24 protein-coding genes and 1 pseudogene are annotated in these 26,037 nt (G+C 73.9%); 9 read left to right on the forward strand and 16 right to left on the reverse strand.

Going from position 1 to position 26,037, the window contains the following annotated elements; translation table 11 throughout:
- Positions 1-102: 102 nt before the first annotated feature.
- Positions 103-843, reverse strand: a complete 741-nt coding sequence (locus ACZ79I_RS37230; RefSeq protein ID WP_471503814.1) for a maleylpyruvate isomerase family mycothiol-dependent enzyme — start codon at positions 841-843, stop codon at positions 103-105.
- 235 nt (positions 844-1,078) lie between these two features.
- On the opposite strand from ACZ79I_RS37230, the gene ACZ79I_RS37235 reads away from it, so the two are divergent.
- Positions 1,079-1,645, forward strand: coding sequence for a DUF2231 domain-containing protein (locus tag ACZ79I_RS37235; RefSeq protein ID WP_471503816.1), 567 nt, complete (start codon positions 1,079-1,081; stop codon positions 1,643-1,645).
- Here ACZ79I_RS37235 and ACZ79I_RS37240 read toward each other — a convergent pair whose 3' ends face one another.
- The 3 genes from ACZ79I_RS37240 to ACZ79I_RS37250 all read right to left on the reverse strand — a co-directional run bounded on the left by ACZ79I_RS37240 (position 1,646) and on the right by ACZ79I_RS37250 (position 5,777).
- Positions 1,646-2,836, reverse strand: a complete 1,191-nt coding sequence (locus tag ACZ79I_RS37240; RefSeq protein WP_471505466.1) for an MFS transporter — start codon at positions 2,834-2,836, stop codon at positions 1,646-1,648.
- A 220-nt stretch (positions 2,837-3,056) separates the two neighbouring features.
- Positions 3,057-4,892, reverse strand: coding sequence for a glycoside hydrolase family 15 protein (locus ACZ79I_RS37245; RefSeq protein WP_471503818.1), 1,836 nt, complete (start codon positions 4,890-4,892; stop codon positions 3,057-3,059).
- A gap of 96 nt (positions 4,893-4,988) precedes the next feature.
- Entirely contained in the window at positions 4,989-5,777 is a 789-nt protein-coding gene (locus tag ACZ79I_RS37250; RefSeq protein ID WP_471503820.1) for a DeoR/GlpR family DNA-binding transcription regulator, read from the reverse strand.
- A gap of 146 nt (positions 5,778-5,923) precedes the next feature.
- Between ACZ79I_RS37250 and ACZ79I_RS37255 the strand changes: the two genes are divergently transcribed.
- Complete coding sequence (locus ACZ79I_RS37255) at positions 5,924-6,829, forward strand: SIS domain-containing protein (protein ID WP_471503823.1); 906 nt, start codon at positions 5,924-5,926, stop codon at positions 6,827-6,829.
- 72 nt (positions 6,830-6,901) lie between these two features.
- Complete coding sequence (locus ACZ79I_RS37260) at positions 6,902-7,789, forward strand: class II fructose-bisphosphate aldolase (RefSeq protein ID WP_471503825.1); 888 nt, start codon at positions 6,902-6,904, stop codon at positions 7,787-7,789.
- 26 nt (positions 7,790-7,815) lie between these two features.
- Here the strand turns inward: ACZ79I_RS37260 and ACZ79I_RS37265 are convergent, their stop codons facing one another.
- Entirely contained in the window at positions 7,816-8,958 is a 1,143-nt protein-coding gene (locus ACZ79I_RS37265) for a methyltransferase (RefSeq protein WP_471503827.1), read from the reverse strand.
- Between the two features lie 88 nt (positions 8,959-9,046).
- Here ACZ79I_RS37265 and ACZ79I_RS37270 point away from each other — a divergent pair, with 88 nt between their 5' ends.
- Complete coding sequence (locus tag ACZ79I_RS37270) at positions 9,047-9,208, forward strand: hypothetical protein (RefSeq protein WP_471503829.1); 162 nt, start codon at positions 9,047-9,049, stop codon at positions 9,206-9,208.
- Positions 9,205-10,443 carry an ROK family protein gene (locus ACZ79I_RS37275; RefSeq protein ID WP_471503831.1) on the forward strand — a complete coding sequence of 413 codons (1,239 nt, stop codon included), beginning with the start codon at positions 9,205-9,207 and terminating at the stop codon, positions 10,441-10,443. The genes ACZ79I_RS37270 and ACZ79I_RS37275 overlap by 4 nt, the downstream gene beginning before the upstream one ends.
- A gap of 13 nt (positions 10,444-10,456) precedes the next feature.
- Here the strand turns inward: ACZ79I_RS37275 and ACZ79I_RS37280 are convergent.
- The 3 genes and pseudogenes from ACZ79I_RS37280 to ACZ79I_RS37290 all read right to left on the reverse strand — a co-directional run.
- Positions 10,457-10,549, reverse strand: a pseudogene (locus ACZ79I_RS37280) (phosphotriesterase family protein); the annotation flags it as partial.
- Between the two features lie 40 nt (positions 10,550-10,589).
- A complete protein-coding gene (locus tag ACZ79I_RS37285) occupies positions 10,590-11,174 on the reverse strand; it encodes a DUF4865 family protein (protein ID WP_471503833.1) in 585 nt (194 codons plus the stop codon).
- A gap of 195 nt (positions 11,175-11,369) precedes the next feature.
- Entirely contained in the window at positions 11,370-11,930 is a 561-nt protein-coding gene (locus ACZ79I_RS37290) for a TetR/AcrR family transcriptional regulator (RefSeq protein WP_471503835.1), read from the reverse strand.
- A gap of 198 nt (positions 11,931-12,128) precedes the next feature.
- On the opposite strand from ACZ79I_RS37290, the gene ACZ79I_RS37295 reads away from it, so the two are divergent.
- On the forward strand, positions 12,129-12,416 hold the full coding sequence (locus ACZ79I_RS37295) for an SHOCT domain-containing protein (protein WP_471503837.1): 288 nt from the start codon (positions 12,129-12,131) through the stop codon (positions 12,414-12,416).
- A 308-nt stretch (positions 12,417-12,724) separates the two neighbouring features.
- On the opposite strand, the gene ACZ79I_RS37300 is transcribed toward ACZ79I_RS37295, so the two are convergent.
- Positions 12,725-13,249 carry an ATP-binding protein gene (locus ACZ79I_RS37300; RefSeq protein WP_471503839.1) on the reverse strand — a complete coding sequence of 175 codons (525 nt, stop codon included), beginning with the start codon at positions 13,247-13,249 and terminating at the stop codon, positions 12,725-12,727.
- 241 nt (positions 13,250-13,490) lie between these two features.
- Positions 13,491-13,814, reverse strand: a complete 324-nt coding sequence (locus ACZ79I_RS37305) for a hypothetical protein (protein WP_471503841.1) — start codon at positions 13,812-13,814, stop codon at positions 13,491-13,493.
- 393 nt (positions 13,815-14,207) lie between these two features.
- On the opposite strand from ACZ79I_RS37305, the gene ACZ79I_RS37310 reads away from it, so the two are divergent.
- A complete protein-coding gene (locus ACZ79I_RS37310; RefSeq protein ID WP_471503843.1) occupies positions 14,208-15,332 on the forward strand; it encodes a PLP-dependent cysteine synthase family protein in 1,125 nt (374 codons plus the stop codon).
- A 6-nt stretch (positions 15,333-15,338) separates the two neighbouring features.
- Here ACZ79I_RS37310 and ACZ79I_RS37315 read toward each other — a convergent pair whose 3' ends face one another.
- Positions 15,339-15,818 carry an SRPBCC family protein gene (locus ACZ79I_RS37315; protein ID WP_471503845.1) on the reverse strand — a complete coding sequence of 160 codons (480 nt, stop codon included), beginning with the start codon at positions 15,816-15,818 and terminating at the stop codon, positions 15,339-15,341.
- Positions 15,819-15,901: 83 nt separating this feature from the next.
- Positions 15,902-16,735: a DeoR/GlpR family DNA-binding transcription regulator gene (locus tag ACZ79I_RS37320; RefSeq protein WP_471503847.1), complete on the reverse strand. Its 834-nt coding sequence runs from the start codon at positions 16,733-16,735 to the stop codon at positions 15,902-15,904.
- A 275-nt stretch (positions 16,736-17,010) separates the two neighbouring features.
- Between ACZ79I_RS37320 and ACZ79I_RS37325 the strand changes: the two genes are divergently transcribed.
- Entirely contained in the window at positions 17,011-19,407 is a 2,397-nt protein-coding gene (locus ACZ79I_RS37325; protein WP_471503849.1) for a hypothetical protein, read from the forward strand.
- Positions 19,408-19,472: 65 nt separating this feature from the next.
- Here the strand turns inward: ACZ79I_RS37325 and ACZ79I_RS37330 are convergent, their stop codons facing one another.
- The 4 genes from ACZ79I_RS37330 to ACZ79I_RS37345 all read right to left on the reverse strand — a co-directional run bounded on the left by ACZ79I_RS37330 (position 19,473) and on the right by ACZ79I_RS37345 (position 24,311).
- Complete coding sequence (locus ACZ79I_RS37330) at positions 19,473-21,914, reverse strand: right-handed parallel beta-helix repeat-containing protein (protein WP_471503851.1); 2,442 nt, start codon at positions 21,912-21,914, stop codon at positions 19,473-19,475.
- 125 nt (positions 21,915-22,039) lie between these two features.
- The gene (locus tag ACZ79I_RS37335) at positions 22,040-22,645 is read right to left on the reverse strand and encodes an Rv1733c family protein (protein ID WP_471503853.1); all 606 of its coding nucleotides are present in this window, start codon (positions 22,643-22,645) and stop codon (positions 22,040-22,042) included.
- A gap of 307 nt (positions 22,646-22,952) precedes the next feature.
- A complete protein-coding gene (locus ACZ79I_RS37340) occupies positions 22,953-23,819 on the reverse strand; it encodes an MOSC domain-containing protein (protein WP_471503855.1) in 867 nt (288 codons plus the stop codon).
- Positions 23,820-23,867: 48 nt separating this feature from the next.
- The gene (locus ACZ79I_RS37345) at positions 23,868-24,311 is read right to left on the reverse strand and encodes a DUF6643 family protein (RefSeq protein ID WP_381087980.1); all 444 of its coding nucleotides are present in this window, start codon (positions 24,309-24,311) and stop codon (positions 23,868-23,870) included.
- A 309-nt stretch (positions 24,312-24,620) separates the two neighbouring features.
- Between ACZ79I_RS37345 and ACZ79I_RS37350 the strand changes: the two genes are divergently transcribed.
- Positions 24,621-26,036 (forward strand): TerD family protein, encoded by a 1,416-nt coding sequence (locus ACZ79I_RS37350; RefSeq protein WP_471505469.1) that lies wholly within the window; start codon positions 24,621-24,623, stop codon positions 26,034-26,036.
- Position 26,037: the final 1 nt, after the last annotated feature.

Below are 26,037 nucleotides of genomic sequence, written 5' to 3' on the forward strand. Positions count from 1 at the left end.
GCGACCACCGCGCAGCCGCACCGATCAGCAGCATGCCCGGCAGGGCGCACTGAGCCGGAGCCGGCGCGGATGCCGGCCGGCTGGCGGACTCTCCCCGTGTGCTCAGGCCCAGACCACCGCGGACTTCTCGCGCCACAGGCCGGCGACCGAGGCGTCGCCTGTCACGCGCGGGAACGGCGCCCGGTTCCACAGCGACAGATACAGCTGGGCGAGGGGCCCGGTCACCTCGCAGTCCGCGTCCGCGGCATCGCCCGCTTCGGTCACGGGCGGCTCGGCCGACAGGCGTACGGTCCACACGGCGCCGTCGGCGTCCGTGGCCCGCACCCGCAGCACGCGCGGTTCCTCGCTGCGCACCCGGCTCCTGGAGCGGCCGTGGAAGCCGCGCAGCAGCTCCTCGATGCCGTCGGCCGCGAAGTCCGGGGCGATTGCGGTGGGTGTGCCGCCGCGCGCCGACTCCGCGTCGATCCGGTGCACGGCGGTCTCATGGGCCTGCCGCCGGGCCCAGAAGGCGAGCGGCGAGGGCGCCGGCAGGAAGTGCCAGCACTGTACGTCGGCCTCGGCGTGGGAGAGGGTACCGACGAGGTGGCGGTGGCCCTCTCGGAACCAGGCCACGAGTTCCGCGCCGTCCAGGTCCGGCAGGCCGCCGCCGGGGTGTGACGAGGTGCGCCGCTCGCCGACGAAGGCCGCCGCCCAGCGGTGCACCATACCCGTGTGCCGAAGCAGGTCCCGCACCTGCCACTCCGGGCAGGTCGGCACCGTGGCGTCGCACCCCGCCTCCTCGGCCGCGTCGGCCAGCAGCCGGCCGTCCCGGTCCAGGGCCTCGATGAACTCGGCGGTCTCCATGGGGTGAGTGTGCCGCATGGGGCGGCCGCGCAGGAGAGGGGGCGGGGGCCCGCGTGGATCAACGGTGCAGTACGTCCGGGCCCGCCGGCCACCGGGTGGTGGTGCCACGGTCGGTCTTGTCGGCCTGCTCCATCCGTGCGCACCCCCGCGCGGCTGCCGCAGGCGGGGTGCGGGATCCGGGAAGAGTAGGTGTTCCGGCCGGAGCTGCCCGGCACAGTCGTCGAAGGAGACCCCCGTGAGCGTCGGGCTGATCAACGGCCTCCCCGGCCACCCTCTCTTCGTCCACGGCGCGGTCGTGCTGGTTCCGCTGACGGCGCTGGCGCTCGTCCTCTGCGCCGTGTGGCCCGCGATGGCGCGCCGGCTCGGGTGGATGCTTCCCGCGCTGGGCCTGGTCGCACTCGCCCTGGTGGTGCTGACCACCGAATCCGGCGAGTGGCTGGAGGAGCGGGTGAAGGAGACCCCGCTGGTGGAGGATCATGCCGAGATGGGAGAGGGGCTGACCCCCTGGGTCATCGCCCTCGTGGTGCTCGCGGTCGTCGTGTGGTGGCTGGGCCGCGCCGCCAGCCGACGGCCCTACGGTGAGGATGCGGTCGGCGGTCCCGCCGGGGGAGGCCCCACCGGGGGCCGGGCCTCCACCACGGCCCGGCTGGCCGCTTCCGTTCCGGTGCGGATCGTGGTGGTGGTGCTGGCCCTGGCGGCGAGCGTCGGCGCGGTCGTCCAGGCGTACCGGATCGGCGACTCGGGGGCGAAGGCGGTCTGGGAGGGTAAGTTCTCGACGGGCGAGCCGGGCGAGAAGGGCTGATCACGGGCGGACGGCGGCCGCGCGGCGCACCCCGTGTCCGATCGCCGAGGCGAGGGCGGCCAGCGCCGCCACGCTCGTCAGCGCGGCGGGCAGCGAGTACCAGTCCGTCATGAACCCGATCGCGGGCGGGCCGAGGAGCATGCCGCCGTAGCCGAGCGTCGAGGCGACGGCGACCCCGCCGGGACCCGCGAGCGCGCCGGCCCGCTCCACGGCGATCGGGAAGATGTTGGCGAGGCCGAGACCGGTGACCGCGAAGCCGAGCAGTGCCGCCCACACCGACGGAGCGAGCGAGCCGAGCAGCATCCCGGCCGCCGCCGTGGCGCCGCCCGACACGACCGTGCGCATCGGCCCGAGCCGTTCCAGGAGGACCGTGCCGCCGAGCCGCCCCAGCGCCATGGCCAGTGCGAAGCAGGAATAGCCGGCCGCCGCCACACCCGGATGCGCCCCGAGGTCCTGTTCCAGGTACAGGGCCCCCCAGTCCGCCAGCGCACCCTCGCCGTACGCCGTGCAGAGCGCGATCAGCCCGAAGACCGTCACCAGACCCCGGGTACGGGGGTCCGGGCGGCGCGGTGCGCGCTCGCCGGGCGGCCGTACCCGGTCAGGGGGCGCCGACGGTCCCGGCGGCACCGGCGGCCTCAGGCGCAGGAGGCAGCGCCCGGCGACCGCGGTCACCGACAGGCCGAGGACGGTGAGCCCGAGGAGGTGCCGCAGGGGGGACACGGAGTTCGCGACCAGCCCGCCGAGCCCGGCGCCCGTCATGCCGCCCAGGCTGAACGCCGCGTGGAAGCCGGGCATGATCGGCCGCCGGAGCGCGGCGACGAGGTCGACGGCGGCGCTGTTGAAGGCGACGTTGATGCCGCCGTACGCCATGCCGAAGACCAGCAGCGCCGCGCCGAGTTCGGGAGCGGAACGGGTGAGCGGCGGCAGGGCGACGCTCAGGGACAGCAGGACGGCGCAGACCACGGTGACGGGATGGCTGCCGTGACGGCGGCACAGACGGCCGGTGAGCGTCATGGTGACCACGGCGCCCGCGGAGACGCAGAGGAGGGCGAGGCCGAGGGCGCCGGCGGAGGCGTTCGTCCGGTCCTTGATGGCGGGGATGCGAACGACCCAGCCGGCGAACACGAAGCCGTCGAGGGCGAAGAAGGCGGTCAGGGCGAGGCGGAGCCGGGTCAGGTCGCCGTCCGGCACGGCGCTGTGCGGGCGGACTTTGTTTATTGGCGGCACAAAACCAAGGTAGGGGCCGTCCTGGGACACGGCAAGGGAGTTGCCTGGCGCTCGGGGACGGCGCGGAGGCGGCGGCCGTGTCACGGCCCGAGGGCCGCATGTCCGAAGGACGGCCACGGCGGTGCCGGAGCGGCCGGTCTCGCCAGATGTACGGTCCCGCCGTGGACAGGCCGGTGGGCGGCCCTCAGCCCAAGGCCCGGTCGAGGTTGAACGCCGCGCTGATCAGCCCGAGGTGGGTGAACGCCTGTGGGAAGTTGCCCTGTTGCTCGCCGGTGGGGCTGATCTCCTCGGCGTACAGCCCCAGATGGTTGGCGTACGTCAGCATCTTCTCGAAGGCCAGCCGCGCCTCGTCGAGGCGGCCGGCGCGGACCAGTGCCTCGACGTACCAGAACGAACAGATGGAGAACGTCCCCTCGTCGCCCCGCACACCGTCCGGGCTCGACCTCGGGTCGTAGCGGTAGACCAGTGAGTCGGACACCAGCTCCCGGCCGAGGGAGTCCAGCGTGGACAGCCACTTGGGATCGGTGGGCGCGATGAACTTGGCCAGCGGCATCATGAGCACCGCCGCGTCGAGCACATCACCCTGCTCGTGCTGCACGAACGCCTGGCGCTCGGCGGACCAGCCCCGCTGCATGATCCGCCGGTAGACCGTGTCACGGCACTCCAGCCAGCGGACCAGATCGGCGGGCAGGCCGCGACGGCGCGCCATCCGGATGGCGCGCTCGATCGCCACCCAGCACATCAGCCGCGAGTACAGGAAGTTCTTGCGGCCGCCGCGCGTCTCCCAGACGCCCTCGTCGGGCTGGTCCCAGTGCGCGCAGACCCAGTCCACCAGCGCGCAGACGTGGTCCCACTGGTCGCTGGAGATCGGCTGCGCCCACTTGTCGTAGAGGTAGACCGAGTCGATGAGGGCGCCGTAGATGTCGAGTTGGAGCTGCTCGGCCGCCGCGTTGCCGATACGCACCGGCGCCGCCCCGCGATGGCCCTCCAGATGGTCGAGTTCGTGCTCGGGCAGGTCGGTGCGGCCGTCGATCCCGTACATGATCTGCAGCGGGCCGGACGGTCCTCCGTCTCCGGACGTGATGTGCCGGGTCACGAACGCCATGAACGCCTCCGCCTCGCCGGTGAAGCCCAGGCGCAGCAGGGCGTAGACGCAGAAGGCCGCGTCACGCACCCATACGTAGCGGTAGTCCCAGTTGCGTTCGCCGCCGAGCCGCTCGGGGAGGCTGGTCGTCGGCGCGGCGACGATCGCACCGGTCGGCGCATAGGTGAGCAGCTTCAGCGTGAGGGCGGAGCGGTGCACCATCTCCCGCCACCGGCCGCGGTAGCGCGAGGCGGACAGCCAGTTCCGCCAGTACGCCACCGTGGTGCAGAACTGCTGCTGCGCCTCCAGACGCGCGCACCTGCGCGGCCCGAGCTCCTCTCCGACCTGGTCCAGCGCGAAGACCGCCGACTCGCCCTCGGAGAGTTTGAAGTCCGCCCAGGTGTCCAGGTCGTCGCCTTCGAGGGCCACGGTGGCGGTCAGGGCCAGCGACAGGTCGGCGGACTCGAAGACCGCGACGTCGCCGAGCACCCGGACGGTGTGCGACCGGGTGCCGTAGTGGAACCGCGGGGCCACCCGCGCCCGGAACGGGATGGCGCCGCGCACGCACAGCACCCGCCGGATCAGCCGGTGGCGTTCGGCCTCCACCGACCCCGCGCCGACGGGCATGAAGTCCTGTACTTCGCCGACGCCGTCCTCGGTGAAGAACCGCGTGATCAGGACGTTGGTGTCGGGGAAGTAGAACTGCTTGGTGCGCGCCGGCACGGTCGCGCAGAGTTCGAAGCATCCGCCCCGGTCCGCGTCCAGGATCGAGGCGAAGACGCTGGGGGCGTCGAACGACGGGCAGCAGTACCAGTCGATGGTGCCGTTCGAACCGACCAGGGCCACGGTCCGCAGATCCCCGATCAGGCCGTGCTCGGCGATCGGCAGATACCGGGAGGCACCCCGCACGTACTGGTCGACCGGCGTCTCGGCCATCGCAGCCTCCCTGCCACCCGGCGTGCCACGGCGCCTCCCAGCTTAGGCGCAGCGGGCGAGGCCGCCACCGGGAGCGCGGCGGACGGCCCGGCTCCGTCAGACGAGGAGCACCCGCACGCCCGCCTCCTCGAACCGCCGGACCGTCTCCGCTTCCGCCGCCGCGTCCGTGACCAGCGTGTCCACCGACTCCACCGGGCAGATCCGGGCGAAGGCGCGCTGCCCCAGCTTGCTGGAGTCCGCGGCGACGACGACCCGCTCGGCGCGCTCGCACAGCAGACGGTTGATCGCGGCCTCCGCCTCGTCGTGCGCGGCCGCGCCGTGCGTGACGTCCAGGGCCACCACGCCGAGCACGGCCACGTCGACGGTGATCTGGCCGAGGACGCAGTCCGCGAGCGGGCCGATGAGCTCGTACGACTGCGGGCGCGCGACCCCGCCCGTCACCACGATCTTGAACTGGGGCCGCACGGCCAGCTCGTTGGCGATGTTCAGCGCATTGGTGACGACGGTGAGCGCGGGGGAGCCCGACGAGCCCGGCGCCAGGTCGCCGCGCACCGCCAGGGCCCGGGCCACCTCCGTGGTGGTCGTGCCTCCGGTGAGCCCCACCGCCTCGCCCGCTGCGATCAGGCCGGCGACCGCGGTGGCGATGCGCTGCTTCTCGGAGGCGTGGCGGGCCGTCTTGTAGCGCAGCGGAAGTTCGTAGGAGACGCCGTGCACCACCGCGCCGCCCCGGGTGCGCACCAGCATCTGCTGCTCGGCCAGCCGGTCGAAGTCGCGGCGGATCGTCGCGGCCGACACCTCCAGCTCGGCCGCCGCCTGCTCGACATCCAGCCGGCCGCGCTCGACGAGCAGTTCCAGCAGTGCCTTCCAGCGCGCGTCGCGCGACATCCGCACTCTCCGTTCCTCGGCCTCCGGGTGACCCTAGCGCACCGTATCTCCGATCGAATGCTTGATGGTGATCGGAAGCGGGCAATATCTTGCATGAACAAGCACAGCGGACGGTCCGGCATGACCTACGTCGCGGAGGGCGCGGTATGACCTACGTCGAGGACGAGCTGACCAGCCAGCCCGAGTGCTGGACCCGCGCGGCCGCGGGAGCGGCCGCGTACAAGGACGCGCTGCCCGCGGTGGGGGAGCGCGTGGCGGTCGTGGGATGCGGAACCTCGTACTTCATGGCGCAGTCCGCCGCCGTGCTGCGCGAGCGGGCCGGGCAGGGCGAGACGGACGCCTTCGCGGCCTCCGAGTTCCCGTACGGACGCGCCTACGACCGGGTGGTCGCCCTCACCCGGTCCGGCACCACCACCGAGGTCCTCGAACTCCTCGGACGGCTCGGCGGGCGGATCCGTACCACCGCGATCACCGCCGACCCGCACACGCCCGTGACGGACGTGGCCGACGACCCGGTCGTGCTCGAGTACGCCGACGAACGGTCCGTCGTCCAGACCCGGTTCGCCACCACCGCCCTCACCCTGCTCCGCGCCCACCTCGGACTGCACAGGGACGCCGTGGTCGCCGACGCCCGCACCGCTCTGGACCTCCCGCTGCCCGAAGGACTCGCCGGCTGCTCGCAGTTCACCTTCCTCGGCCGCGGCTGGACGGTCGGCCTCGCGCACGAGGCCGGGCTGAAGATGAGGGAGGCCGCGCAGGCGTGGACTGAGGCGTATCCGGCGATGGAGTACCGGCACGGCCCCATCAGCATCACCACCCGCGGGACCGCCGTCTGGATGCTCGGCGACGCGCCCGGGGGACTGGCCGGACAGGTGCGGGAGACCGGCGGGCTGTGGGTGGCCGGGCACCTCGACCCGCTCGCCGAACTCGTCCGCGTCCACCGGCTCGCGGCCGCCGTGGCCGTCGCACGCGGCCTCGACCCCGACCGGCCGCGCCATCTGACCCGTTCCGTGATCCTGAGCCCCACCGCCGACCACGCGGAGACCCCGTGAGCAGCGAGGACAGGAGAACGTGGACGAGTACGGGCCCCAGGGGCGGTCCGTGCTCGGTGAGAAGGAGGAGCCATGACCCTCGCAGCCACCGGTGAGCTGGTCGCCGCCGCCGCCGTGGCGGAGCGTGGTGCCGTCGCCGCGTTCAACATCATCACCCTGGAGCACATCGAGGCGGTGATCGCGGGCGCGGAGGCGGCGGACGCCCCGGTGGTGCTCCAAGTCAGCGAGAACACCGTCAAGTTCCGTCACGGGCGGCTGCTGCCGCTCGCCCGGGCCGCCGCTGCGGCCGCCGCACGCGCCGCCGTGCCGGTCGCCCTCCACCTCGACCACGTCCACAGCGGCGACCTGCTCCGGCAGGCGCCCGACGCCGGGTTCAGCTCCGTGATGTACGACGCCGCCCGGCTGCCCTACGAGGAGAACCTCGCCGCCACCCGCGCCGCGGCCGACTGGGCCCACGCCCAAGGGCTCTGGATCGAGGCCGAGTTGGGGCAGGTCGGCGGCAAGAACGGCGAACCGCCGCCCGACCCGCACGCCCCCGGCGCCCGGACCGATCCGGGGGAGGCGGCCTCCTTCGTGGCGGATGCGGGGGTGGACGCCCTGGCCGTCGCGGTCGGCAGCACCCATGCCATGACGACTCGCACGGCCGCACTCGACCACGGCCTGCTCAAGCGGCTGAGCGCCGCGCTCGACGTACCGCTCGTGCTGCACGGCTCGTCCGGGCTGCCGGACGGCGAACTGAGGGCGGCGGTCGCCGGCGGCATCGCGAAGGTCAACATCGGGACCGCCCTGAACGTCGCGATGACCGGCGCGGTCCGGGAGTCCCTCGCCGCGCGTCCCGAGGCGGTCGACGCGCGCGGATACCTCGGGGCCGGGCGGGATGCGATGGCCCGCACCGTGGCCCTCCTCATCACCGTGCTCCGGGACCGTGACGCACACTCGGCAGCGCACGTGTCCCCATGAGCCCACCCGGTACCGTCCGGCCGCCGCTATGTCCTGACGGCCTTCAGGACCACGAACTTCGCGTCGCTCGCGACCAGTTCGCACCTGCCGAAGAGATGGCGCAGCTTCACGTGGTAGCCCAGGTGGCGGTTGCCGACCACCCACAACTCGCCGCCCGGGCGCAGGACTCGCCGCGCCCCCGTGAACATGCGCCGGGCCGTGGCGTCCGTCGTCGCCTGGTGGGAGTGGAACGGCGGGTTGTTGAGCACGAGGTCGACGCTCGCGTCGGGCACCCCCGCCAGGCCGTCGCCCACGAGGAACTCCGCCGCCCCCCGCGCGTTGTCCCGGTAGGTCGCCGCCGCTGAGGCCACCGCCTGGTACGACTCGTCGACGAAGAGCACCTCGGCCTGCGGATCGGCCAGCGCGGCGGCCAGCCCGACGATCCCGTTGCCGCAGCCCAGGTCGACGACCCGTCCGCCGCCCGTGCCACGCGGCAGGTGCCGCAGGAAGAACCGGGTCCCGACGTCGAGGCGGTCCGCGCAGAAGACGCCCGCGTGGTTGGTGACGGTGCGACCGGACACCGGTCCGATGCCGTCGGGGAGCCGGTACCGGTACGGCCAGGGGTTCGTGCCCCGTTCGAGGCCCGGGTCCGGGGTGCAGAAGACGAGCCGTGCCTTCTGCTCGGCGAGCGAGGTGCGGGTGGGCCCGAGGATCCGCTCGAACAGCCTCAGCGTCGAGGTGTGGATCTCCTTGACCATGCCCGTGCCGATGACCACCGTGCCCTCGTGCACCCCGGGCGCCAGCCGGTGCAGCTGGTCCTCCAGCAGCGCGAGGCTCTTCGGGATCCGCACGAGGAGGACGTCGATCCGGGACGGCGGATCGTCCCGGGTGGTCAGGAGCCGTACGGCACCCGCCTCGACGCCGGCCCGCGCGAGGTTCGCACGGGTCGCCTCGCGGGCCAGGAACGAGTCGGTGATCTGCGTGGGACGGTGCGCCGCGAGCGCCGTGGTGAGCGCGCCCCACCGGTCGCCGACGACCACGACCTCGCCGCTGAGGGGGATTCCGCCGGCCGCGAGGTGCCGCAGCAGATACGCGTCGGACGCGTCCCAGGCGCGCAGGCGGTCACGGGGGTCCTCCGGGAAGCGGGTCAGCGTGTACGCGCCCCAGGGCGTGGTCAGAGGGTCGTTCATCGCCGTCCAGGCTAGCCGAGCCGCAGGTCGGCCCCGTCCCCGGCCGGAGGGCGCGGTCCCGCCGGCCCGGATCCGTGATGATGGGGTCATGGACGCCGAGCTGTTTCCGCGAGCCCGCAGACCGGCCGCACCCGGCGCGGTCCACGGGCGGGCCCGGGCGCGCCCCTTCCCGCACGTGGAGCCGTACGGCGGGGACCTGTTCGCCGGCGGCGCGGCCCCGGAGCCGATCATGGGAGACTCGCCCTCATGAACGGCAAGGCAGGCCCTCGGGCGGCAGGGGAAGGGAACACGCGCACGCGCCTGGACCGGGGGCGCGGCGCGCTCGGTCCCGCGCTGGAACTGGTCCACACCGGCCGTGCGCCGACGCGCGCCGTGCTCACCGCCGAGCTGGGTGTCACCCGCGCGACCGCCGGAGCGGTGGCCGCCGAACTGGAGGCACTGGGCCTGATCCGGGTCGACGCGCACCCGGGGGCCGCCGCCGGTGCGCAGGGACGGCCCTCGCACCGGCTCGCGGTCGCCGAGGACGGGCCCGTCGCGCTCGCGGCCCAGGTGCACGCGGACGGCTTCCGGGCCGCACTCGTGGGGCTCGGCGGCCGGATCGTCGCGACCGCGCCCCGCTGCGAGACCGTCGACGCCGACCCGGCGAAGGTGCTCGGCGCGGTGGTCGACGCGGGCGCCGAGTTGCTGCGCGAGACCGGCCGGCGCTGTGTGGGCGCGGGTCTCGCCGTGCCGTCCGCGGTCGCCGAGCCCGAGGGCCTCGCCCTGAACCCCCTCCACCTCGACTGGCCCGCGGGCGCGCCCGTCCGCGAGATATTCGCCGGGCGTGTGCGCGCCGCGGGCATCACCGGGCCCGCGTTCGCCGCCAACGACGTCAACCTGGCCGCACTCGCCGAGCACCGGCACGGCGCCGGCCGCGGGTCCCGGGATCTGCTGTGCGTGGCCACCGGACACCGGGGGGTGGGCGGCGCGCTGGTACTGGACGGGCGGCTGCACACCGGCAGTTCGGGGCTCGCGCTGGAGGTCGGGCACCTCACCGTCAACCCCGAGGGGCGCCCCTGCCACTGCGGCAGCCGCGGCTGCCTCGACGTGGAGGCGGACCCGCTGGCCCTGCTCGCGGCGGCGGGCCGCGAGGCCGGCCCCGAGGTCTCCCAGCTCCAGCAGGCCAACGACCTCATCCGCACGGGATACCGGACGGACCCGGACGTCCGTACCGCCGTCGGGACGCTGATCGACCGGCTGGGCCTCGGCCTCGCCGGGCTCGTCAACATCCTCAACCCGGACCGCATCATCCTCGGCGGACTGCACCGCACCCTGTTCGACGCCGACCCCGAGCGGCTGCGGGCCGTCGTCGCCGACCGCAGCCTGTGGGGCCGCAGCGGCGGCGTTCCGATCCTGGCCTGCACACTCGACCACAACAGCCTGGTCGGGGCGGCCGAGTTGGCGTGGCAGCCGGTGCTGGACGATCCGCTGGCGGCCCTCGCCTGAGCGGCGGGCCCCCGGCGATCGGGGCGCCCGTCGCGTGGTGCGCCTCGGCCGCCGCGGTCATCGTCCAGCGGGCGTGCGCGTCGAGGGCGTGGAAGCCGCCCGCGACAGCGGGGGGTGCGCATCGCCGAGGACCGTGCGGACACGGATCACCACTGCCGTCCTCGCGGCAGCCCGCCCCGCCCAGGGGCCGACACGTGCAGCACCTGGAAGACCTCCCCGGCGGCCTCCGGGGTGCCGTGGTCCCAGAGCGAGAAGTGCACCAGCTCCCAGCGGCGCGGATCGGCGGCCGCCGCCGCGAGCACCGCGCCGTCCTGCGCGGCGAGCCGCCCGGTCTCACGCACGGCGCCCTCCATGACGTCGGACAGCCGCACCCCCTCCGGCACCTGCTGCCGCCGCCGCACGGCGACGACGGCGGGCGAGCCGGCGGCGGCTCCCTCCTCGTACGCCAGCCCCGTCCACTGCTGGACCTCCGGACGACCGAAGTCGCTCACGAGCCCCTGGAAGGCGCCGCCCCACAGGAAGGAGTTCATGCCCTCCACGGTGTTCCACAGGTAGAACGGGGCGTACTGGTTGACCGGCGAGCCGTGCACACCCCGCTCGCGCATCAGGTAGACCTTGACGCCGAGGCCGCCCCAGTCGTCGAGGACATGCCCGACACGGGAGACGCGGCCGCGGATGACGCCCATGTCGTAGTCGGCGGGCAGGGTCAGCTCGTACTGCATGGCATGCAACGGATGCCTCCTCGGGCGGTGGTGTCGTCGGGGCCGGCGAGTGGGCTCCACTCGGTGCTCGTGCCGTCCTCGGTCGCCTCGCGGACCGCGAGGTGCGTCACGAAGGCGCGGGGACAGGTTCCGTGCCGGTGCCGGTGCCGGTGCCGGTGCCGTGCGCCGGGCTCGCGCCGTCTCGCGACGCGCACGCGGTACTCCTCAGGAAGCCGCTCGGAGAAGGGAGAGCAGGCCCCGCACCCCGGCGTCGAAGGCCGCCGGTGAACCCGAGGCGCGGGCCAGCACATAGCCGCCCTGGACGGTCGACAGGATCGTCGCCGCGATCTCCCCGGCAACCAGGGAGGGCGCGAACTGGCCCTGTTCCTTGCCCTCTTCGACGATTTCGGCGAGCCGCTCGCGCAGCCAGTCGATCGTCTCGTCCACGGGGCCGCGCAGATCGTCGCTCGCGACCACGTCCGGGTCCATCGTCAGCCGGCCGATGGGGCAGCCGCGCAGCACGTCACGCTCACGCCGCAGATACGCCTCGATCCGCTCGTACGGCGTTCCGGGCCCGCCGAGTACGCCCAGCGCGGTGGCGCGCATGTCCTCGGCGGTGCGGCGGATCGCGGCGAGCGCCAGGTCCGGCTTGCCCTTGAAGTGGTGGTACATGCTGCCTTGGCCGGCGCCCGCGCGCTCAAGGATCGCCTTGGGGCTCGTGCCCACGTAGCCGCGCTCCCACAGCAGTTCGCGGGTGGACTCGATCAGTCGCTCCGGGGTGCTCATGCCGGCACTGTACATACTAGTAGTTACAGATTCCAGCCTCGTGTCTCGTCGGGCCCGGGAGCGGCGGGTGGACGCCCGCCTGCTCCCGCTACTCCCGGCGGGGTATCCGCACTGCCGCCGGCCGTACGACGACACGCACCCCCTTCCGCCGCGAGTCTCGAGGTATCACCGCAGAACCGACCGAGGAGATGACCCGCGATGCAGACCCTGGCCCATTGGGGCGGCGGCCCCGGCCCCTGGATCCTGTTCCTCCCGCTGATCTGGGCGGCTGTCGTACTCGGCGCCGTGGCCGTCCTGCGCCGCGCCGGCTGGCGGGGCCGTGGCGCACCGTGGCGCGCGATGGACGGCCGTCCGGCGGGCGACTCGCCGATCGCCGTCCTCGGCCGCCGCTTCGCCTCCGGCGAGATCGACGAGGACGAGTACTGGCGCCGGCTCTCCGTCCTGGACGAGCAGTTCGGCCGTACGGGCAAGCGCGATGCCGCATGACCTTCCGCCCGTCACCCGCCGCCCCGGGCGCTCACGCCGGCGATCCCCGAACGCACCCGCGGATTCGGCCCGTCGGGGACCGTCGGGCCGCCGGCCGGAACCCCCGTCCCGGCTGCGGACCGTGCTCCGCCCGGAGCCGGTGCTCCTCGGGCGGCACCGCGAAGGCGGTGCCGGAGGCCGCGCCGGACGCCTCCGCCACCCCTCGGGGCGGCGGAGCGCGGCGGGCCTCACGACGGTGCCCCCGCCGGGCTGCCTCCGGCCCGGCGAGGGCCCGTCCGGTCCTCTTGTGCGGCAGGGTCACCGCCCGGTCAGCCGGCAACGGTGGACCGGGCGGGAGCGTGTTCCGCCGTGCGGTCGCCGACCGCGAGGGCGCGGGCCGGCGCTTCGAGGGGTTTCTCGTACGGCGTCAGGGCCGGCACCGGACGGGTGGGCGCCGACGCCGGTGCGGGGAGCGTGAACCAGACGACCTTGCCCGAGTCGCCGTCCGGGCGCGCCCCCCAGCTGTCGGCCACCGCCGCGACCATCGCCAGACCGCGTCCGCTGGTGGCCGTGCCGTCCGCCTCGCGCAGTTCGGGCAGGCGCGGGTCGTGATCGTGCACCGAGACGGTGAGCCGGTCGAGCAGCAACTCCATCTCCACGGTGCACGTCTTGTCGGGCCGGGCGTGCAGGTGGACGTTCGTCAACAGCTCCGTCACACCGAGCGCGGCCCGGTCGATCAGGGGATCGAGGTGCCAGTAGCGCAACTGCGCCGATACGATTCTGCGGACCTGGCCGATCCGCGACGGCAGGGCTTGGAGCTCCACCGTGCAGTGCCTGCTTGGCTGGCTGATCACGGCTGCGACTCCCCGAATTGAGTCCGGAAGACGACGGGATCGGATCCAGCAGGAGGGCTGGCCTGCGTGCCGCCTGCTGTGCGGCGGAGTACTCCGGCCGCTGGGTGCGGAACGGCTTCGTACGGGGGCCGCCCGCGGTCGTGACCGGCGGGCTGGTTCTTCAGCGTAATCGCCGGTAAACCGAGAGTGATGTGAGACCAGCGTGGCGCACCGGGTGACGTCCTGCAACTCGCGCCCACGCTCAGCCGTCGCGCCCGCCCGCCTTGCGGATCGCCTCGATGAACCGCCGCGCCGACGAGGGCCGCGGCCGTCCCGCAGCGGGGTCCCGGTCGCCGAGGGTCAGCGAATAGCGGGTGCCGTTGACATCGGCCAACGCCCGGTCCTCCGGCGCGAACCAGGGCTTCGACGCGCGCACGGCCCGCACCGGGGCACTGTCGATCTCGCTGCCGTAACTCGTGAGCAGCCGCAGCCTGCCGTCCCTGATGCGGACCTCTCCGGCCCGGGTGAGGGACCGCAGCCCCTTCCCGATCCGGACACCCGTGGCCGTGAACTCCGGCTCCGCCATCCTGCCCCGCCCCCTTGCGCATGCGGCCGTGCCCGTCCGGGATCCCGCGCGGGACGCGATCCGGCGTGGCCCCGACCGAGCCCGGTCGTGATCCAGTGTCCATCCCCGTACGGGCCGGTGGCGCGCGGTTGCCCGGAGGCACCGGCAGGCGGCCCATGCCGTGCAGTCTGCCCGCGGCCGACCGCTCGCACCAGTGCGCACGGCGGGCTCACGCGGGGCATCCGGCGCACTCGCGTGAATGCGCCCCCGCCGTTCCCCGCCCTGTGCCACAGGGTGCCTTTGAGTCGCCCAAAGATGCGTTTATGCAGGTGAGAAGCGTTTTGGAGGTGTCTATCATCGAGGCGTCCGACCGCGTGAACCGGCGTCGGCACCCCTCGGTAAGGAGCCCCCGCCGTGACCACCCCCCATATCGCCCGCCCCGGCGAGACCCTCGACGTCGACCGCAGTGACGCCGAGTACCGCGGCTGGCTCAAGGACGCCGTCCGCAAGATCCAGGGCGACGCCAACCGCTCGGCCGACACGCACCTGCTGCGGTTCCCGCTGCCCGAGCACTGGGGTGTCGACCTGTACCTGAAGGACGAGTCCACCCACCCCACCGGCAGTCTCAAGCACCGCCTCGCCCGGTCCCTGTTCCTGTACGGCCTGTGCAACGGCTGGATCCGGCCGGGGCGCCCGGTGATCGAGGCGTCCAGTGGTTCGACGGCCGTCTCCGAGGCGTACTTCGCCAAGCTCGTCGGCGTGCCCTTCATCGCGGTGATGCCGCGCACGACGAGTGCCGAGAAGTGCCGCCTCATCGAGTTCCACGGCGGACGGTGCCACTTCGTCGACGACCCGCGCAGGATGTACGAGGAGTCGGCCGCCCTCGCGGCGGAGACCGGCGGCCACTACATGGACCAGTTCACCTACGCCGAACGGGCCACGGACTGGCGCGGCAACAACAACATCGCCGAGTCCGTCTTCCGCCAGCTGGAGCTGGAGCGGTTCCCGCAGCCCGAGTGGATCGTCGCCACGGCCGGAACCGGCGGCACCTCGGCGACCATCGCCCGGTACGTCCGCTACATGCAGTACGACACCCGGGTCTGCGTGGCCGATCCGGAGAACTCGTGCTTCTTCGACGGGTGGACGGCCGGCGATCAGGACGTCACCTGCGACGGCGGCTCGCGCATCGAGGGCATCGGCCGGCCGCGGATGGAACCCAGTTTCCTGCCGGGCGCCGTCGACCGGATGATGAAGGTCCCGGACGCGGCCGCCGTCGCCGCGGTGCGGGCCCTGGAGGGGGCCATGGGCCGCAAGGCGGGCGGCTCGACCGGCACGGGACTGTGGAGCGCGCTGAAGATCGTCGCGGAGATGGTGGCCGGAGGGCGGACGGGCAGCGTGGTGACCCTGCTGTGCGATCCGGGCGACCGCTACCTGGACAAGTACTACTCCGACGCGTGGCTCGCCGGGCAGGGGCTCGACATCGCGCCCTACACCGCGGCGATCGAGTCCCTGCTGGCGACCGGGGTGTGGCCGGACTGAGGCCCGTCAGGCGTTCTGTGCGGCCAGCCGGCGGTCCAGCGCCGTCACCGCGCCGCGGAAGGCGCGCCCCAGACCCGTCCGCGCCGCCTTCAGCGCGAAACGGAACACCGCGGTCCCATCGCCCGCGAAGGTCCACTGCACCCGGGTGCCCGTGCCGGCGGGCGTGAGCCGCCACTCCTCCAGAAGAGCGTGCACGCCGGGCGCGTTCGTCTCGTCGACCCGGTACGCGTACACCTCGTTCGGCGTGGCCGCCACCACCGTCTCCCGGAAGCGGATGCCGCCCGTCAGGCGCACCTCGCGCCCGGCGCCCTCGTCGACGGGCCGGGCGGAGGCCACCGCGGCGAACCACTCGCTCCAGCCGGGAACGTCCTCGGCCAGGGCCCGGAAGACCACTTCGGGGGATGCCGCGACCTCGCGCGCGAACACCAGCCGCACGGGAGCTGACTGCGCGAAGTCGAGTCCCACCGGACGCAGACGGGGTGCCATGGACGGACAACCTCCTCGCGGGAAACGAACGTCCCCGGACGGAAGCGGTGCCGCCGGGCGGCGCCACCATAGCTGGCGAACCGTCAGATGTCTGCAGTGTCCCCGGGTTCCTCCCCGGCCACCACCAGCTGTCTGAGGTGCTCGCTGATCTCCTCCCGCGCCTCGGCCGGCAGCCCGGCATCGGTGACCAGCGTGTCCACCTGTTCCAGCGCGGCGAACGAACTCAGGCCCACCGTGCCCCACTTGGTGTGGTCCGCGACCACCACCACACGCCGTGCGGACTGCACCAGCCTCCGGTTGGTCTCGGCCTCCGCCAGGTTCGGCGTCGACAGGCCGGCCTCCGGCGATATCCCGTGCACACCGAGGAACAGCACATCGAAGTGGAGGGACGCGATCGCCTGGTCGGCCACCGGCCCCACCAGTGAGTCGGAGGGCGTGCGCACCCCGCCGGTCAGCACCACCGTCGCCGCGCCCTGCCGCTGGCCCGAGGTGCGCTGCGCCGAGTGGAAGACATCGGCCACCCGCACCGAGTTGGTGACGACGGTCAGATCCGGCACGTCCAGAAGGTGGTGGGCCAGCGCGTACGTCGTCGTGCCGCCGGACAGGGCGATCGCCGTGCCCGGCGCGACCAGCTCGGCCGCGGCCCGCGCGATGTCCTCCTTGGCCGTCAGCTCCATGCCCGACTTGGCCTCGAACCCCGGCTCGTGCGTGCTCGCCTCCACCACCGGCACCGCGCCGCCGTGCACCTTCTCCAGCACGCCCTGCCGGGCGAGCGCGTCGAGGTCGCGGCGGACCGTCATGTCGGAGACGCCGAGCTTGCGCGTCAGCTCGTTCACACGGACGCCGCCGCGCCGCCGCACCTCGTCCAGGATCAGGGCGCGTCGCTGCTCCGCGAGGAGGTTCTGATTCTCACTCACGTCCGCTCCGCTCCCTTTCGCCCGACCACGTCCGACACGCCACTCGCACCGGCTCCGACGAGGTCATTCTCCCGTCACCGGTGGCAGGACGTCTCATCCTCGCACGGGTCGCCGCCGCGGGCGCCACCCCCCGTGCCCGAGGGCCGCCATCCGCGGCCGGGCGCGCTCACCCGTATCGGGGAGATTCCGTGACAGCAGGTGTGCACGCCGGTGACAGCGGAGATCCTGTGCCTGCACACGACACACGGTACGCAGCGCGGGGGAAGAGCAGAACAGTGGAGCGTGCACGGGAAGCACAGGAACACGAGGGGGAGCCGGACGGCGCCGGCCGGCGGTCCGCGACGGCCGCCCCCGCCCTGGAACTCCTGGTCCACGGCGTGGGAGGCACCACGCCCGAGGAGATGCTGGGCGATCCGCGGACGGTCCGGATCACCGGCGACGGGACGGCCGCCGTGTACCGGCGGGCCGACGACGCCGACGCGGAGCGGCGCCCCGAGGACTACCGGGGCCGTCCCGTGCCCGAGGCGTACGTGTGGTGCAACCTCACGTCCGGAAACTCCGCGCGCGCCCTGTGGCTGTTGCTGCTGCCGTTCATGGTGGCCAACCTCGCGCACTGGATGCGCCCCACGACGACCGGCCGGCCGCGGACCGTCCGGCTCTACGGGCTGATCGTCCGGCTCCTGGGACTCAGCCTGACCGTGCTGCTGGTGGCGGCGGCCTGCGAGGTGGCCCTGGACCTGGGCGCCTGGCAGTGCGCGGGCACACACGCGTGCGCCGCGCGCCACCCGTGGCTCGGCTTCCTCTCACCCGCCGGCGCCGACGCCGGCTGGTGGAGCCCGCCGGGCCGGCGCCTCGCCCTGGCGTCGCTGGTGCCCATGGCGCTCACCCTCCTGCTCTGGTACCTCTCGCACCGCACCTGGAGCGCCTACGAGTCCCAGCAGCCGGTCTCCCGCACGGCCGAACCCGGCGAGGAGGAACACAGCACCGCGCTCGGCCGGCCCGGGTTCTGGTACGGGCGCCGGCTGGTGGCCCGGCTGCGCGCCGCGCACACCGCCGCGGGCCTCCTGACCGTCGCGGCCGCGCTCGGCAGCGCCGCCGCCCGCCACGACCGCCGCCATGGAGCGGTCGCGCTGCAGTCCCTGGGGTGGCTGGTGGTGTCGGCTCTCCTCGCCGGCGCGGTGGCTGTGGTCTGGGTGGTGTGCAGCCGGGGCCGCACCGAGCAGCGGCTCGACCGCGACCTCGACCGGAGGCTGGTGCGGTGGCTGCCCCGGGGGGCGCTCGCCGTGCTCCTCCTGACCATGGTGTACGCCGGCTGGTCGCGCCCCGGCTGGCGGTCGGCGGGCCGGCTGCCGGGCGACACGACGTTCGGCGCGCTAGCCCTCGTGCAGGGAGCCCTGGTCGTCGCGCTCGGCGTCGTCGCCCACGTCCTGCACCGTGCCCGTCCCGACACGCGCACCGCGATGCGCGGCCAGGCCGGGCCCGCCGTCGCCATGCTGGCCTGTGCGCTCGGCGGCGTGATGTCCGGCGGCGTGGCCCAGCGGGTCGCCGACTGGCTGGACGGCACCGGGCAGACCATGCCCGGCCCGCCCGTCGTGCTCACCTGGCAGGCGTCCACCATCCCGCCCCTGCTCCTCGTCCTGCTCGTCCTGTCCGGCTGGCTGGCCTGGCGCACCTGGCTGCTGCGGCGCGCCGAGACCGGAGCGGTCGAACGCGACCATCCGGGCGAGCCCGGCGACCCGGCCCGCACCCTGCGGATCGCGGGCACGCGCGCGATGGCCGCCCTCACCGACCGGGCGCCGCTCATCGTCGGCCTCATGTCCGCGGTGACGCTGGTGCTGGGCGCGGCGGCCCTGGTGGGGGCCTTCGCCGCCAACGACACGCCGGAAGGGGCGGCGCGCGGCACGGGCCCCCTCGTCCGGGGCGCCGCCGGGACTGCGCAGGGGCTCGGCTCCTGGCTGATCGGCGTGGGCTTCCTGCTCTTCGTCACCTGGGGCCGGCGCGCCTACAAGGACGCGTCCGCGCGCCGCACCATCGGCATCCTGTGGGACGTCGGCACGTTCTGGCCGCGCGCCGCACACCCCTTCGCCCCGCCCTGCTACGCCGAGCGTGCCGTGCCGGACCTGACCTGGCGCATGGCGGCCTGGACGGGCACCACCGGGGGGCGGCTGGTCCTGTCGGGCCACTCCCAGGGCAGCGTGCTGGCGGCGGCCGCGGCCTGGCAGCTGGGGCCCTCCGCCCGCAAGAGAGTGGCACTGCTGACCTACGGCTCGCCGCTGGAGCGGTTGTACGGGCGCTGGTTCCCGGCGTACTTCGGCCCGGCCTCGCTCAGCTCCCTGCACCGCGAGGTCGACTGCTGGCGCAATCTGTTCCGCCGCACCGATCCGATCGGCGGCCCCATCGCGCTGCCCGGCGACTGCGGCCCACAGGTGGACCGCGCACCGCTCAGGGACCCCCTCGCCTACGGCCGCACGAAAGCGCACCCGCTGCCGGCCCCGATCCTCGGGCACAGCGACTACCAGGCGGACCCGGCGTTCGCCGAGGAGCGCAGACGGCTGCTGGCACGGCTGCGGCCGGGGCTGCCGGGACCGCGGCCCGCGGACGCGCCCGCCGGAGCGGAGCCCGCGGAACCGGACACCGGGCCCGGGGAGGCGCGTCCAGGGCCGGGCACGTAGCCCGGGTGTGCCTCCCGCGCCGGGCGCCGCGGCCGCCGGGCCGCGGGCCCGAACGAACGGGCGGCTCAGGGCAGCTCCGGCAGATCCTCCGGGTAGAGCAGCGTCAGGTCGTCCGTGCTGGTCTCGGCCAACTGGGCGACCCGGCCGGCGTGCCGCTCCACCATCGCCTCGAACGTCTGGCGCGCCGTACGGCCGTTGCCGAACGCCGGTCCCTTCGGGATCGCGGTGAAGTACTTCAGCAGCGCCTCGCCGGTTCCCGGTCCCAGCCGGTACTCGTGCTCCTCGGCCTGCTGCTCCACGATCCGCAGCAGTTCCTCGGCGCCGTAGTCGCCGAAGGTGATGGTCCGTGAGAAGCGGGACGCCACCCCGGGGTTGACGGACAGGAACCGTTCCATCTCGGCCGTGTACCCCGCGACGATCACCACGACCGCTTCGCGGTGGTCCTCCATCAGCTTCACCAGCGTGTCGATCGCCTCACGCCCGAAGTCGCGCCCGGAGTCCTCCGGCGACAGCGCGTACGCCTCGTCGATGAACAGCACTCCGCCGCGCGCCCGGTCGAAGGCCTCCTGGGTGCGGATCGCGGTGGAGCCGATGTGCTCGCCCACCAGGTCGACCCGGGACACCTCGACGAGATGGCCCTTCTCCAGGACACCGAGGGAGGCCAGGATCTCGCCGTAGAGACGGGCGACCGTCGTCTTGCCGGTGCCGGGGGAGCCCGTGAACACGAGATGCCGTCGCACGGACGCCGCCTTCAGCCCAGCCTGCTGCCGGCGGCGCCCGACCTCGATCATGTCGGTGAGGGCGCGCACCTCGCGCTTGACGCTCTCCAGGCCCACCAGGGCGTCGAGTTCCCCGAGCACGTCCTCCGAGGTGCGCGCGGGCTCCCCGGGCTCCTGGGCGGCCGTGACGTAGGACTCCTGCTCGGTGCTGCGCTGACCGGGGATGGCGCCCAGCAGGCCGGAGGACACGCTCGCCGTCTGGACGGCGGCCTCCTGGGCCACCACGGGCCGCAGTCCGGCGCTCTCGTCGCTGGTGCAGTCCTCGACGACGGCGCCGCCGCCACCGGGCGCGTCCGGTCCGCCGTCCGCGAACTCGTAGCCCCCGCGTGCGCACCGCTCCGTACGGCACTTCCTGAGCGTGGCCCGGCAGCCGTCGATCACATGGAAGCCGTAGCCGCCGCTGCCCGTGACCCGGCAGTTCAGGAAGCTGCCCCGGGCACCCGCCGAGACGTAGAAGCCCGCCTCCGCCGGTGATGTCACCGTGCAGCGCTCGATGGTGGGGTCGGCGCCCTTGGTGACGATCACCCCCGTCTGGGTGCCGTCGACGGTGCATCCGGACAGCGTGCCGCCGCTGCCGTGGTCCCGGAACCAGGCGCCCGTCGCCGCGTCCCGGATCCGGCAGTCGTCGAGCTGGGCGGTGGCGCCGTCGCTCACCGACACCGCCGTGTTGCGCACCTGCGTGAGGTCGCTGTCCACGACGTCCGCGCGCGAACCGCGGTCGAGGACGAACAGCGCGTCCGGCACGTCGTGCACCCGGCAGGACTCGAGCAGGGCGGTCGCGCCGTCGCTGACCCACACCGCGGGGTAGTCACCGGTGCTGTCGAAGATCTCGCACTGGTTGGCGTCCACGCGGGTGCCCGGGTCCCACACCGACAGGCCATTGCGCCCGAACTGCCGCACCGTTGTGCGGGTCAGCGTGAGCACCGAGCGGGACCGCAGGTCGACCGCGTTCTCCGGGACGTCGTGGATGCGGCAGTCGGCGAGGGTCAGCACCGCGTCGGTGTCGAGCGTGACGCCGTCGGCGGTTGTGCGGTGGACGTCGCAGTCCGTCAGGTGCGCCGTGGCCCGCCCGGTGACCTGCACACCGGAGCCCCGGATCTCGTACACCTCGCAACCGACCGCCTCCAGCGCGGAGTTCTCGCCGGTCGCCGACAGGCCCGCACCGGAGGTGTGGTGCACACGGCAGCGTTCCAGCCGCGGGTGCGCGCCACCGCGGACCGCGATGCCCGACTGGGCCGCGGCCACGACCTCGCACTCCTCGAACACCCCGCCGCCTCCGTCCACGACGGCGATGCCGATGCCGGCCGGGTTGTCGACCGTGCAGCGCCGGACCGCGGGGCGGGCGCCGCCGCGGACCTCTATGCCGGCCGCGGACCGCGTCATGATGCGCAGGTCCGCCAGCTCCGGCGCGCCCTCCTCCACGAGCAGGGCGGGCGCGGCCGCGTCCTGGCCCTCGATGTGCAGGTCCTGGACCACGGCGGAGGCCCGCACGGTCAGCGGCACCCCGTCGATGGGCGCGATGCGCACGGAGCCGGCGGAGCCCTCGGGCCCGCGCAGCGTCACCGCCCGCTGGACGACGAGGTTCTCCCGGTAGGTGCCGGGAGCCACGGTGAGGACGTCCCCGTCCCCCGCGGCCTCCAGGGCGGCGGCGAGCGACGCGTACTCACCCGTGCGGCGCCGCCACCGCGATGTGCCGGTGTGCGTCACCTGGACCGTGCCCTGTGCCATGGCGCTGCTGTGCCCCCACCTCGGTGCTCACGCGGGTTCTCGTGAAGAAGCCGGACAGCCGATCGGCCCGGCCGGTCCACCGTAGCGTGCGCGGACGTGCCCGGTTGACCGGAGTCGGAAGGCCGTCAACTGCCCGTGCCGGTCCGGCCCCAGTCGGGGCCGGCCCTGTCCCATGCCTGGTCCCACCGCGCGTACCGGCGGCGCACCATGCGCCAGACGATCAGCCGGCGGCCGCCTTCGATGAGCCCCGCGGCCATCGCGGCCACACCGAAACCGGCCAGCACGGCATGGGTCGTCGCGGTGGCGCCGTCCAGCGGGCGGGCCACTATTCGGCCGTGGTCGTCGGTCCAGAGCCTGAAGTGGTCCCCCGGGTGGGGGGATCTGAGGCCGGCCAGGACCGGGCCGTGCCGCGTGGTGCCGTCCGGCGCGGTCCAGTCGGCGAGCACACGGCTGTGGGCGTCCCGCGCCGAGGAGGACTCGGGATCCGGGTCCAGCGGGCCACCCGCCAGCTTCTTGACGACGGTGGCCGCCACCAGGTGGCGGGTGCGCCACTGGTCCCGGACCGACCGCTGCAGGGAGTCGTCGGCGGCCGACCCGACCACGTACCCGGCGACGGGCGCGGCGACGAGGATCAGCAGCAGCGCGACGAGCGCCACCCAGGACTCGACCAGATCGGTCGTACGGCGCAGCGGATTGTGCCGCCAGCGCCACAGACCGCCGATTGCGCGCACCGTCCCGCACCCCCTTCCGCGTCCGTGACAACCCCCGCACCCGGCCGTTCACGCCCCAGGACGGCGAAGAGGGCGCGACATCACCCTTCTTCCGTCCCACGGGCCTCTCGTGAACTTCTCACCTCCCCACAACGACCGTGCACGGCCCGCGGGTTCCCCTGGGGGTGCCGCATCACGGATCTTTCTCGGCCAGACCGGGGAAGGGGCTCTGGTCCGGAACATGGCGGGGAGCCGGGGAGCCGGGGAGCCGGGGAGCCGGGGAGCCGGGGAGCCGGGGAGCCGGGGAAAGGGACGCGGCGCGACACGGTCACCGGACCGGCCGGAGGGCCGGAGCGGGTCCGCTGCCGCTCCGGTCGAGGACCGTGACCCGATCGCCGACGCGGACGGTGCCGGGTGTCTCCGGCACCAGGTTCTGCCCGAAGACCAGCCGTCCGCCGAAGCGGCGGTGGCGGCCCAGGGAGCGCAGCGGCTCCTGGCCGCGCGCGCCGGTGGCCTGGTCCGTGGTGGTCACGACGCAGCGTCCGCACATCGTGGCGACCCGGAGGACGACCTCGCCGACGGCGATCCGCTTCCAGCCGTCCTCCGCCCACGACGCGGTGCCGTCCACCACGAGATTGGGCCGGAACCGGTTCATGGGCAGCGGCCCCTCATGGGGGTGGTCGCCCCGCGCGATCAGGGAGTTGAGCGCGTCCAGGGACGCCACCGTGGTGAGCAGCAGCGGGTAGCCGTCGGCCAGGCTCACGGTTTCGCCGGGGCGTCCGTAGGCCGGGTCGACGGGGCGGCGGACGGCGGGGTCGTCGAGATGGACGAGGGTCACGTCCTCGCCGAGGTAGGCGCTGAACCAGGCACTCGCCCCGGAGCCGGCGGGGACCGTCTCGATCTCCTCCCCCGCCCACGTGGCGGTGGTCGTACCGGCCGGCCCGGGTACGGCGACGGTCAGCGGCTCCAGGCCGGGTGCGGACACACGGACCCCGCCGCCGGGCAGAAGCTCGGCGGCGGCCAACGCCAGGCGTGGACGCTCCCGTTGGGTGACGATCCTGCCCGCCGCGTCGATCAGCGCCCAGCGCCGGTCCCCGTCCAGCCCCCATGGCTCCACCACGGCCTCGCGGGGGGACTGGCCCCGCAGCGCTTTGACCGGGTGAACGTGGATCGAGCGCAGCACTGGAGTCGGCATGAGGCCATCGTGTCATCCGGCACCGACGGCCCCATGCCGTGCGGCGGATCAGTATCCGCGGTACTGCTGCCCGTTGTTGTACGGGTCCTGGTACGGCGCCGGGGCCGGGCGCGGCGCCGCTGGGCGCATCGCCTCGTACCCCGTGCCCGTGGCCATCGGGCGTGGCGGCTGCATCTGCTGGGGACCCGGGTAGCCGCGCGGGCCCGCCTGCTGCGGGATGTACGCGGTCGGGGCCTGCTGCAGCGGCGCGGGCTGGGGAGCCTGCGGGTAGCCGTAGGAGGGGGCCTGGTGGGAGGGGCCGGCGGGCAGCGCGGGCAGCGCCGACGGCAGTGCGGGCAGATTGCTGCCCGGCGTCTCATAGGCGGAGGGAACCCGGATCGGAGCGATCTGCGGAGTGCCCCGCTCGGCGACGAGCGAGTCGTAGATCGGAGTGTCCGGGAAGGGCGACGCGGAGTAGTAGCCGCCGCCATAAGTGGAGCGGGGGGAGGTCATGCCACATAAGTTAAGCCCACGATGTGCTGGTTGGGGAGACCGATAAGAGGGTTGTTTTCCGTGTCCTGGGTGACGTGGGATCCCCAATGCGAGCGAACTCGGCAAAAAAGGGCAGCAAACGGGGTCTGGATCGTGTAAAGGCCGAGTTCCGGGAGGGTTACCGGGGGTTGAGCGGAGGGATGAGCGGCGGACTTCCGGTATCGGTCATGGGAGTTCGGCGCCCGGGGGAATAGGTTGGCCGGAACGGATGCAACGGACCGCCGGGCCTCGTTCCCGGCACGGCGACACCTGATGGGGGCGGACATGTCAATGCCGAAAGGGTCGAATCTTCAGGTGCCGACGACGGCACTGCGCGTCGAATTGGGCTGGCGTTCCGGGCCGGGTGTGCCCGACGCGGACGCCTCGGCGCTGCTGCTGGTCGCCGGGAGGGTCCGCGACGACGGCGACTTCGTCTTCTACAACCAGGCCGCGCACCCCTCGGGCGCCGTCCGCCACGAGGGCAAGCGGGACGTGGGCGGCCAGGTGACGGACTCACTCCTCGTGGACCTCGCGCGTCTGGAGCCGACGATCGAGACCGTGGTGCTCGCGGCCTCCGCCGACGGCGGCACCTTCGGGCAGGTGCCCGGTCTGTCCATCCGTGTGCTCGACGCGCAGCGGGGCACCGAGGTCGCACGCTTCGACCCCGCCGCGACCGTCGAGACCGCGTTCGTGCTCGGCGAGTTCTACCGCCGCCAGGGAGCCTGGAAGTTCCGCGCGGTGGGACAGGGCTACAGCAGTGGACTGGAGGGCCTGGCCACGGACTACGGGATCACGGTGGACGAGCCGCAGCACGCGGCGCCCCCGTCCGCGCCCGTCACCCGTGTCGACTGGCCGGCGCCGCCGGTCACCGTGTCTCCGCCGCCCGCGCCGCCCGCGCCGCCCGTCCCCGCACCCGCGCCGCCGCCCGCCGGCCCGTACGGCACCCCGCCAGCCGCCGGCCCCTACGGCACCCCGCCGCCCGCCGGCCCGTACGGTGCCACTCCGCCCGCCGGCCCTCACGGTGCACCGCCCCCCAACGGCCCGTACGCCGCCACCCCGCCGCCCACCGTCAGCCTCAGCAAGGTCACGCTCACCAAACAGGCCCCCTCGGTCTCGCTGGCCAAGCAGGGCGGCACATCCGGTGCCCTGCGCGTGAACCTCAACTGGCAGATGCGCAAACAGTTCTCGGGATGGGGCAGGAAGCGCGGCCGGGCGGTGGCCGTGCACGCGGACCTCGACCTGGACCTGTGCGCCCTGTACGAGCTGTCCGACGGCAGGAAGGGCGTCGTCCAGGCGCTCGGCAACGCCTTCGGCGCACTGCACCAGCCCCCGTACATCCACCTCGACGGCGACGACCGGACCGGCGCCGTCGAGACCGGCGAGAACCTCACCGTCAACCTCGACCACAAGCAGAGCTTCCGGCGCATCCTCATCTTCGTGACGATCTACGAAGGCGCCCGGTCCTTCGCCGACCTGCACGCCACGGTCACGCTCCAGCCGCAGCACGGCGCGCCCATCGAGTTCTTCCTCGACGAGTGCACGGTGCCCTCGACCGTGTGCGCGCTCGCCCTCATCACCAGCACCGGCGGCGACCTGGTCGTCCAGCGCGAGGCCCGCTACCTGGTCCCGGAGCGCGGCGTCAGCCCGCAGCGCACCGTCGACCACGCCTACGGGTGGGGCATGAACTGGACCCCCGGCAGGAAGTGAC

This window comes from Streptomyces sp. PSU-S4-23 (genome assembly GCF_055632315.1).

Bases quoted from the DNA above. Each gene is read 5' to 3' on its own strand.
- ACZ79I_RS37230 (WP_471503814.1), bottom strand. From the start codon at position 843: ATGGAGACCGCCGAGTTCATCGAGGCCCTGGACCGGGACGGCCGGCTG.
- ACZ79I_RS37245 (WP_471503818.1), bottom strand. From the start codon at position 4,892: ATGGCCGAGACGCCGGTCGACCAGTACGTGCGGGGTGCCTCCCGGTAT.
- ACZ79I_RS37250 (WP_471503820.1), bottom strand. From the start codon at position 5,777: ATGTCGCGCGACGCGCGCTGGAAGGCACTGCTGGAACTGCTCGTCGAG.
- ACZ79I_RS37255 (WP_471503823.1), top strand. From the start codon at position 5,924: ATGACCTACGTCGAGGACGAGCTGACCAGCCAGCCCGAGTGCTGGACC.
- ACZ79I_RS37260 (WP_471503825.1), top strand. From the start codon at position 6,902: ATGACCCTCGCAGCCACCGGTGAGCTGGTCGCCGCCGCCGCCGTGGCG.
- ACZ79I_RS37265 (WP_471503827.1), bottom strand. From the start codon at position 8,958: ATGAACGACCCTCTGACCACGCCCTGGGGCGCGTACACGCTGACCCGC.
- ACZ79I_RS37270 (WP_471503829.1), top strand. From the start codon at position 9,047: ATGGACGCCGAGCTGTTTCCGCGAGCCCGCAGACCGGCCGCACCCGGC.
- ACZ79I_RS37275 (WP_471503831.1), top strand. From the start codon at position 9,205: ATGAACGGCAAGGCAGGCCCTCGGGCGGCAGGGGAAGGGAACACGCGC.
- ACZ79I_RS37290 (WP_471503835.1), bottom strand. From the start codon at position 11,930: ATGAGCACCCCGGAGCGACTGATCGAGTCCACCCGCGAACTGCTGTGG.
- ACZ79I_RS37295 (WP_471503837.1), top strand. From the start codon at position 12,129: ATGCAGACCCTGGCCCATTGGGGCGGCGGCCCCGGCCCCTGGATCCTG.
- ACZ79I_RS37305 (WP_471503841.1), bottom strand. From the start codon at position 13,814: ATGGCGGAGCCGGAGTTCACGGCCACGGGTGTCCGGATCGGGAAGGGG.
- ACZ79I_RS37315 (WP_471503845.1), bottom strand. From the start codon at position 15,818: ATGGCACCCCGTCTGCGTCCGGTGGGACTCGACTTCGCGCAGTCAGCT.
- ACZ79I_RS37330 (WP_471503851.1), bottom strand. From the start codon at position 21,914: ATGGCACAGGGCACGGTCCAGGTGACGCACACCGGCACATCGCGGTGG.
- ACZ79I_RS37340 (WP_471503855.1), bottom strand. From the start codon at position 23,819: ATGCCGACTCCAGTGCTGCGCTCGATCCACGTTCACCCGGTCAAAGCG.
- ACZ79I_RS37345 (WP_381087980.1), bottom strand. From the start codon at position 24,311: ATGACCTCCCCCCGCTCCACTTATGGCGGCGGCTACTACTCCGCGTCG.
- ACZ79I_RS37350 (WP_471505469.1), top strand. From the start codon at position 24,621: ATGCCGAAAGGGTCGAATCTTCAGGTGCCGACGACGGCACTGCGCGTC.